Origin of the sequence: Paenibacillus macerans (assembly GCF_050565405.1) — a bacterium.
GTDB classification, from domain to species: Bacteria; Bacillota; Bacilli; order Paenibacillales; family Paenibacillaceae; genus Fontibacillus; species Fontibacillus macerans_B.
The window spans coordinates 125,907-134,600 of sequence record NZ_JBNYYG010000009.1; the positions used below are offsets into that span (position 1 = coordinate 125,907).

At 55.3% G+C, this 8,694-nt stretch carries 6 protein-coding genes; 3 read left to right on the forward strand and 3 right to left on the reverse strand.

The features are described from left to right. Window positions 1-36: 36 nt before the first annotated feature. From htpG to ACQ4N8_RS08935, 3 genes are all read right to left on the reverse strand, one after another. Window positions 37-1,917: a molecular chaperone HtpG gene (gene htpG / locus ACQ4N8_RS08925; RefSeq protein ID WP_430703997.1), complete on the reverse strand. Its 1,881-nt coding sequence runs from the start codon at window positions 1,915-1,917 to the stop codon at window positions 37-39. A gap of 124 nt (window positions 1,918-2,041) precedes the next feature. Then, window positions 2,042-3,220 carry a PstS family phosphate ABC transporter substrate-binding protein gene (locus ACQ4N8_RS08930; RefSeq protein WP_430703998.1) on the reverse strand — a complete coding sequence of 393 codons (1,179 nt, stop codon included), beginning with the start codon at window positions 3,218-3,220 and terminating at the stop codon, window positions 2,042-2,044. Next, window positions 3,217-4,509, reverse strand: a complete 1,293-nt coding sequence (locus ACQ4N8_RS08935; protein ID WP_430703999.1) for an ATP-binding protein — start codon at window positions 4,507-4,509, stop codon at window positions 3,217-3,219. Before ACQ4N8_RS08935 ends, ACQ4N8_RS08930 begins: the two co-directional genes overlap by 4 nt. Before the next feature lie 208 nt (window positions 4,510-4,717). Here ACQ4N8_RS08935 and ACQ4N8_RS08940 point away from each other — a divergent pair, with 208 nt between their 5' ends. The 3 genes from ACQ4N8_RS08940 to ACQ4N8_RS08950 all read left to right on the forward strand — a co-directional run bounded on the left by ACQ4N8_RS08940 (window position 4,718) and on the right by ACQ4N8_RS08950 (window position 8,245). Beyond that, entirely contained in the window at window positions 4,718-5,374 is a 657-nt protein-coding gene (locus tag ACQ4N8_RS08940) for a YitT family protein (RefSeq protein WP_430704000.1), read from the forward strand. A 124-nt stretch (window positions 5,375-5,498) separates the two neighbouring features. Further along, complete coding sequence (locus ACQ4N8_RS08945; protein ID WP_430704001.1) at window positions 5,499-7,229, forward strand: cellulase family glycosylhydrolase; 1,731 nt, start codon at window positions 5,499-5,501, stop codon at window positions 7,227-7,229. Window positions 7,230-7,420: 191 nt separating this feature from the next. Beyond that, entirely contained in the window at window positions 7,421-8,245 is an 825-nt protein-coding gene (locus ACQ4N8_RS08950) for a methyltransferase domain-containing protein (protein ID WP_430704002.1), read from the forward strand. Window positions 8,246-8,694 lie beyond the last annotated feature (449 nt).

Consider the following 8,694-nt stretch of genomic DNA (forward strand, 5'->3'; position numbering starts at 1 on the left):
GGACTTATGTTCCGCTTCCCTTTGGGACCGGATTCCTTACACCATAACTTTGCAAATATCGTTCGTGAATTCGACCGGATCGTTCACCGGCAAGCCTTCGATCAGCAGCGCCTGATTGTACAGCAGGTTCGTGTACAGAGCCAGCTTTTCTTTGTCGCCGCCGTACGCTTTCTTCAGCGACCCAAATACGTCGTGGTTCACGTTAATCTCCAGGACTTTATCGGCTTTCACCGCTTGTCCGCCGGCATTCGGCATGGCGTTCAGCACTCTTTCCATCTCGATCGTCAGCTCGCCTTCCGTCGACAAGCACACCGGATGGGATTTCAGCCGTTTGGACGCCTTGACCGCCTTTACTTTGTCCGCGAGTAGCTCTTTCATCGCCGCAAACAGTTCCTTGTTCTCGTCCGTCTCGGCCTTATCCTCGGCAGCATCGACTTCAATGCCCAGATCGCCGCTGGATACCGATTTGAACTCCTTATCCTTGTATTTCATGATCATCTTGATCGCAAATTCGTCGATATCGTCGGTAAAATACAGGATCTCGTAGCCTTTGTCGGCCACCAGCTCGGTTTGCGGCAGCTTCTCCAGCCGTTCCGCCGATTCGCCGGCCGCGTAGTAAATGTACTTCTGATCCTCCGGCATGCGCGAGACGTATTCGTCCAGCGTAACAAGCTTTTTCTCCTTGGAGGAGGCGAACAGGAGCAGGTCCTGCAGCACGTCCTTGTTCATGCCGTAGTCGTTGTACACGCCGAACTTCAGCTGGCGGCCAAACGATTCGTAAAACTGCTCGTAGTTCTCCCGCTCGTCCTTAAGCAGCGTTTGCAGCTGGCTTTTGATTTTGCTTTGGATGTTCTTCGCGATCGCTTTCAGCTGACGGTCATGCTGCAGCATTTCCCGCGAGATGTTCAGCGACAGATCCTCCGAATCGACCATCCCTTTGACGAAGCTGAAGTAATCCGGAAGCAGGTCGGCGCATTTGTTCATGATCAGCACGCCGTTCGAGTACAGCTCCAGCCCTTTTTCGTATTCCTTCGTGTAATAATCGAACGGAGTTTTCTCCGGAATGTACAAAATCGCGTTGTACACGACCGCGCCGTCGGCCTTGATATGGATATGCGATACCGGCTTGTCGAACCCGTAACGCTTCTCCATGTAGAAATTTTCATAATCCTCCGGCGTCAGCTCGGATTTGTTTTTGCGCCAGATCGGCACCATGCTGTTGACCGTTTGCTCTTCCGTGTATTCCTCGTATTCGCCTTCGCTGCCTTCCTTCGGGCGGCTTCCGGTCACATCCATCTTGATCGGGTAGCGGATGAAATCCGAATATTTCTTGATGATCGATCTCAGGCGGTATTCCTCGAGATATTCGTCGTACTGATCGTCCTCGGTATTCTCTTTGATTTGCAGAATAATATCCGTTCCGACCGTCGCCTTGTCGCACGGCTCAACTGTATAGCCGTCCGCGCCCCGCGACTCCCACTTGAACGCCTCGTCGCTCCCCAACGCCCGGCTGATGACGGTCACGACGTCCGCTACCATGAACGCGGAATAGAAGCCTACGCCGAACTGGCCGATGATGTTGTGGCCGTCCTTCAACTCGTTTTCGTTCTTGAACGCAAACGAACCGCTTTTGGCGATGATCCCGAGGTTATTCTCGAGATCTTCCTTCGCCATCCCGATCCCCGTATCGGAAATCGTCAGAGTACGGGTCTCTTTGTCTGCGGTGATTTTGATGAAATAGTCGTCCTTATTAAAGACCAGTTGGTCATCGGTTAACGCCCGGTAATAGATTTTATCGATGGCGTCGCTGGCATTCGAAATCAGCTCGCGCAGAAAAATCTCCCGCTGCGTATAGATGGAGTTGATCATCATCTCCAACAATCTTTTGGACTCGGCTTTGAATTGCATTTTCGTCATGAACCAGGTCTCCTTTCCACAATACGGATTCTTCGCTTGTCTAACCATATGTTAGCACTCTGATCACCAGAGTGCTAATCCCTAAGTTACATATTATCGATCCTTATTTATGGTGTCAATACGTTCACGGCGAGACCGGCGTGTAGCCGGTTTGCTCCACTAAATATTGTCCCTGCGGCGACAAAATCCAGGCGATGAGCTTATCCACGTTCGGATTGTCGCTGCCCGCGGTGATCGCGTAAAACTCCGCCGCGAACGGATATTCCCCGTTAGCGATCGTGGTCCGGTTCGGCTTCACCCCATCGATCTCCAGCAGGCGGATATCCCCGTTCCCGACCATCTCGGTAGCGTAAAAGAGGAATGAAAACCCAAGCGCGTTTTTGTAATTGCGGTAATCTGCGGTTCGCGAAATGATGCCGCCCATCCCGGACGCAACATCCTCCTTCGGCGGTACGGCCAGTTCCTTGCCGTCCATCACCCGCTGCAGCATCGTTTGGCTGCCGCTGTCCTCCGGCCGCTGGAACGCGCGAATGTCTCCCTTGCCGCCGCCGACCTCGCTCCACCGGGTCAATTCCCCCGAATAAATCCCGCGGATCTGCTCCGTCGTCAGCCCCGTCACCGGGTTCGACGCATTGACGAAGAAGACGAACGCCTCACGCCCGATCGGGATTTGCTTTAGCTCTTTGCCTTGCTTGCGGGCGGCGGCCTTTTGCCCCTCCGACGGCGCGGCGGCAAAAATGATATCCGCCCGGCCTTCGATCAGATTCTTGTAGGCTACGGGCGTCGTATTCACCATAATTTCGCTCTGATACAAGTCATATTCCTGACGGGGATAAACCGCCTGGGCGAATGCGGCGTACAGCGGATATAGCGCCGTAGCCCCATCAAGCCTCGGCAGTTCCGATGTCAGCGTCAAGTCGGACGGCTCCGGAAGCACCGCCAGCTTTCCAGTGTCGCCGAACGGCCGGTACTGCCCCATATCCACCTCCCGATCGCTCACGACCGGAATGCTGTCATGGTAGGCCTGCCGGATCTCGTACACCCCCGACGCGAGCCCGCCCGCGGCCACGGCGGCCAACAACGAGAAATGCAGCTTGCGCCGGTGCCGAACCGGAACAAACATATAGAGAATCAGGAATAAAGCAACGACGCCGGTAGCAATCAGCACTAGCGGCGCATAGAACATCGCCCCGCCCGATAACGAGACGAACAGCCCTGCGAAAAACCCGAAAAACAGGACGACGCAGATTAATATCACGCATAAGATGATTTTGACCCATATCTTCCCGTCAGCTTCCTTCATGCTTCATCCCTCTCCTTTGCTTCCTGATCCTTCTTCGCGTAGATCGGCAAACTAATGGTAAATTCCGTGCCCACCCCGGGTTCGCTTTGCACCGTCACCGTGCCGCCGATCGCCATAATCGCTTGGTAAGAGAACGTCATGCCAAGCCCGGTTCCGCTGGATTTGGTCGAAAAATAGATCGAGCCGAGCCGCTTCGCCTGCTCTTCGGACATGCCGATCCCGTTATCCTGGATGGCCAACGTGACCTTGCGTGCCGTCATTTGCAGCCGCAACGACACCCTGCCCTGGCCTTGCGGCGCTTCCGCGCAGGCTTCCACCGCGTTTTTGATAAAGTTGACGAGTACTTGCTTCATCTTATCGGGATTGGCCAAAATCCACACCGGCTCCGCAGGATGCTCGATTTCCAGCAGCACGTTATGCATATTGGCGTACGGGCTCATCACGTCCTTCGTGATGCGCAGCAGCTCCTCCAGATCCGTGGGGACCTGCTTGTCGCCGATCGGCTTGGAGATGGCCAGGTACTCGGATAATATGTATTCCGTCCGGGCGATTTCGCTCATGCATATTTCGATGTAACGTTCGGTCCGGCCCCGGTCCGCGCCGCCTTCGCGAATCAGGGTCAGGAACCCTTTCACCGCGGTCAGCGGGTTCCGCACCTCATGAACGAGCGAAGCGGCGACGTGGCTGATTGCCCGGACCCGTTCGTTTTGCGCGTAGCCGATAAATAAATCCTTGTCGGTCACGGCCTTTTTGAACAACGTGATCAGCAGCCAGCAGCCGACCGCATTCTGCACGGGAACCACGAATACATGAAACACCAGGTTATTGATCACGGAAGCCGGGTTTTCCAAATAAACGAGCAAAATCGGCGTCACCGAAAAAAACAGGCTGGCCAGTAAAAGCACGAGCGGTTTCCGCTCGGTTCGTTCGTAAATGCGGTACAGCAGATAAGAAACCGGGAACGTAATCGTCACGATGACCATCGCAATGAAGGTGCCCTCTCCGCCGATATATAACCGGAACAGGAAGAACTCCACCAATAGAACAAGCCCCGTTTGCAGTCCGCCGAAGATCAGGCCGAAGAACATAATGATATATCGGATATCGTAGAAATACCCGGTAACGACGCTGGCCCCAAAAGTCATCGATAGGAACAGGCAGATCATGCTGGTCATCATGATGAATTTTTGCGTATAATTCCAGGGCTGATCGCGATAAATCACATTGAACATAACAAACGGCATTAGGGCAAAGAACAGCTGAAGAATAACCTCTTTCAGAAAAAACATGTATGCTCACCCTTCATCGGCTGATATGGATTTATCCGCTACGTATCCTCACTTGTATTCCATATTTCACCCCATAAATCCTTTTTCTCCTAATAACAAAACGTTGAAGTTCGTTCGTCCAAGGCATGGCTGCCCGTGCGGGAGCATAGGCTGTATAAGCAGCAGGACTAGCCCGCTGCTCCATATTCCACTTGAAGGATGATTCCCAGTGCAGACCCGTTTCCAAGCGCCCCGGACCCGGTTTTTTCGCCGGCTTTGGATCAAAAGCTCCCATATCTTCGCAGGCTCCCTGATCCAGGGCTTTGCCATGGGCGTATTTCTGTTTCCCCATTCGATCCCCTCCGGCGGCGGCGCCGGAATCGCGGTATTGCTTAACCACTGGTTCCAGCTCCCGATGAGCATCGGGCTGTGGCTGACCAACATCTCCTTCCTCCTGTTCGCCGTGCATTATTTGGGACGCATCAGCGCGATCGGCACCATCATGGTCATTACCGTCACGTCGGTATCCGTGAACTTCTTCGAGGTTTATTTCAAAACGCCGTTCGCTAACGTATGGGTTAATTTGCTCGCCGGCTCCCTGTTTCTGGGCGTGGGCATCGCCATTTTGTTTAAGCAGCGGGTCACCAACGGCGGGATCGGCTTCGTCGCGCTTGCCATCGCCAAACGGAAGCGGCTTAACCCCGGCTCCGCGCTATTCTGGATGAACGGGGGCATTTTCCTCATCACGGCGATCGTCATCGACTGGAAAATCATTATACAAGCCTTGCTCTGTCAATGGCTGTCCACGCGGATCGTCAAGTGGCTGTATTCCGCTCCCCTTATGGCAAAGAGGCCGCTGTATTTCCTGGCCTGGCGTAAAAAATGAAGGTTTTATCTAATTTCCCCATGAAATCCCTCCTATTTTTTCAGGTATTCTTCGCCGAACTCCCATGGTAACTTATTAATCGGAAAACGCTTACAATAAATATGGAGGAGGTTCAGAACTACCGATGCGCAAAAGCAAACTCAAGCCCGGATTCGCGATGGCGCTGGCCGCTGCGCTGCTGGTCGCCTTATTCTCGAGCGCGGCTGCGGCGTCGGCCGAAACGGCGGTCCCATCCCCAAGCGGGAAACCGAACGGCGGCATGCAGGCGGTCGCCAGCGCGATGCAGCCCGGTTGGAATCTGGGCAACACGCTGGACGCTACCGGCAGCGACGAAACATCCTGGGGCAACCCCCGCGTCACCAAGGAGTTGATCCAAGCGATCGCCGCCCAGGGCTACAAAAGCATCCGCATTCCGGTGACCTGGGACGTTCACCTCGGCGCAGCCCCGGATTACAAGATCGAACCGGCCTATCTGGATCGGGTCCAGGAAGTCGTGGACTGGGCGCTCGACGCCAAGCTGTACGTCATGATCAACATTCATCACGATTCGTGGCTGTGGGTCAGCCACATGGAGAAGAACCATGACACGGTGCTCGCCCGGTACGAGGCACTGTGGACGCAGATCGCCGACCGATTCAAGGATTATCCCGCCAAGCTGCTGTTCGAAAGCATCAACGAGCCGCGCTTTACCGACGGCGGAACGACCGATCGCGCCAAACAGTACGAACTGCTGAACGAGCTAACCGCGTCCTTCCATGCGATCGTGCGGGATTCCAGCGGTCAGAATGCGGTCCGGCCGCTCGTGTTGCCGACGCGGGAAACCTCGCCGGCGCAGGAGGACCTCGACCAGCTTTACGACATGATCACTTCGCTGAACGATCCGAATTTGATCGCAACCGTCCATTACTACGGCTTCTGGCCGTTTAGCGTCAACATCGCCGGCTACTACCGGTTTGATAAAGATACGCAGCAGGATATCTTCGCCACGTTCGACAACGTCTACGATACGCTCGTGGCCAAAGGTATTCCCGTGATCCTCGGCGAATACGGGCTGCTCGGCTTCGACCGAAGCACGGGCGTCATCGAGCAAGGCGAAAAGCTGAAATTTTTCGAGCATCTGCTCCACTATGTCCAGTCGAAGGGCATCACCCACATGCTGTGGGATAACGGCCAGCACTTTGGCCGGCTAACCTATCAGTGGTCCGACGAAGAGCTGTTTCAAATGATGAAGGCGAGCTGGATAAAACGGCCGGCGACCGCGGAAACCGATCTCGTCTATGCGCGAAAAGGCGCGGACGTTCAGGACGCCAAGGTGAAGCTCAGCCTGAACGGGAATTCGTTGACCGCCCTGTTCGCCGACGGGGCGAAGCTGAAAAAGGGCCGCGATTACGAGCTGAACGGCGAGGAGTTGACGCTGAAGGCCGGGCTGCTGACCCGTCTGACGAACCACTCGCATTTGGGCCTGCACGCCACATTGTCCGCCCGCTTCAGCTACGGGCCCGACTGGCGGTTCAAGGTCATAGTCTACGATACGCCGGTCCTGAGCGATACGGCCGGGACGACCGACGCCTTCGCCGTTCCGGTCCGGTATAACGGCAACCAGTTGGCGACGATGGAGGCGGTTTACGCCGACGGCACCAACGCCGGGCCGCAGAACTGGACCCCTTACAAGGAATTCGGCTATACGTTTATGCCGGATTCGGCGGCCGGGCAGATCAAGCTGCTGCCGGAGTTTTTCAAAGAGGTGAAGGATGGCGAGGTCACGCTGAAATTCCACTTCTGGAGCGGAGAAATCGTCAGCTACAAGCTGACTAAAACCGGAAGCGCCGTAACGGGCAAAGCTCAGGCGGAATAATTTCCGGGGTCGGTGGCGGGTTCACCATCCAATCTAATACTCATACGAGCTATAAGCATGTCGGCCGAACCGGCCGCCGGCGACCTCCAAGGTCAACCGGCGGTTGAATCGGCCGTTTTTTTCGCGGAACGGGTTATTGTGCGGCCGCAGCCGTCCCCCTAAAATAAGGGTACTAAGGAGCGTGAAGCAAAGTGAAAGATCAGTTAGCTCGCACGATTAGCCGGTACCGGAAGGAAAAGGGACTGACCCAGGACGAGCTTGCCCAGAAACTCAGCTTATCCTTCCAAGCCGTATCCAAATGGGAAAACGCCCAGACCATGCCCGATATCGCCCTTCTGCCGCAGCTGGCCGGCCTGCTCGGCATCACGGTCGATAAGCTGCTGGGGTATGCCGCCCAGGCAGAACCGGTGACGATCTACGAGGAGCAGTACCGGATCCCCGACTATTATTGGGGGACCCAGCCGAACTCCTCCTGCTATCAAATCCTGCAGCTTATGCCGCCGACCCGCCCGCTCAAGCTGCTCGACATCGGCTGCGGGGAAGGCAAGGACGCGGTGTTTCTGGCCCGCAACGGCTATGAGGTCACGGCGTTTGACGTCACCGATGCCGGCATTGAGAAGACGAAGCGGCTCGCCGACCGGGCGGGGGTGCTCGTCAACTCGTTTAAAGCGGACATCCGCGATTTCCGGCTCGATACAGAATATGACATTTTGCATTCCAGCGGCGTACTGCATTACATTCCGGCGGAAGAGCGGGCGGATGTTTTCGCCAACTACCAACGTTTTACACGGGATGGCGGTCTGCATGTGTTTAACGTGTTCGTGCAGAAGCCCTTTATCGCCCCGCCGCCGGAAAAAGAGCCCTTCGCCTACCCCTGGCATTCCGGCGAGCTGCTCGCGTTGTACCGCGACTGGCTGATCCGGGACAGCGCGGAGGTCGTCTTCGATTGCAATTCCTCCGGCATCCCCCACCAACATGCGATGACGAAAATGATCGCTCAGAAGGTCGGTCGTTGAGCGAACGGTCGGACGTAGATGGGCAGCGGATCGCTTGCGGAATCGGCAGCGAAGCGGGAGCGGAGGATATCGACGGACAGCGAAGCGGAGCGTAGGGGGAGCGTAGGGGTGGTCGTAAGCCCGCTCCAGAGACGTCTCTACGCAATAAGGGTAAAAAAGGGCCTTATTTTTGCCTTTTCCGGCGTTTGCCGCAAAATAGAGGAACTTTTTACCCTTATTCTCCCCGGAACATGAAAAAAATGGCCTACGGGCCGTTTAGGCGCCAAAATAAGGCCATAAAATTCCTCTATTTGGGCTGTCCGCCGCAAAATCGACCGAATAAGGCCCAAAAGTACCTCTATTTCTCAGCACTTCGTCCCGCTATGATGACGTAAAATTGTTTGTGTACCAAGTTTTGGAGTCTATCCAAAACACAAAAAAGTAGAGTATCCTCGGGGTTACGACGCCAC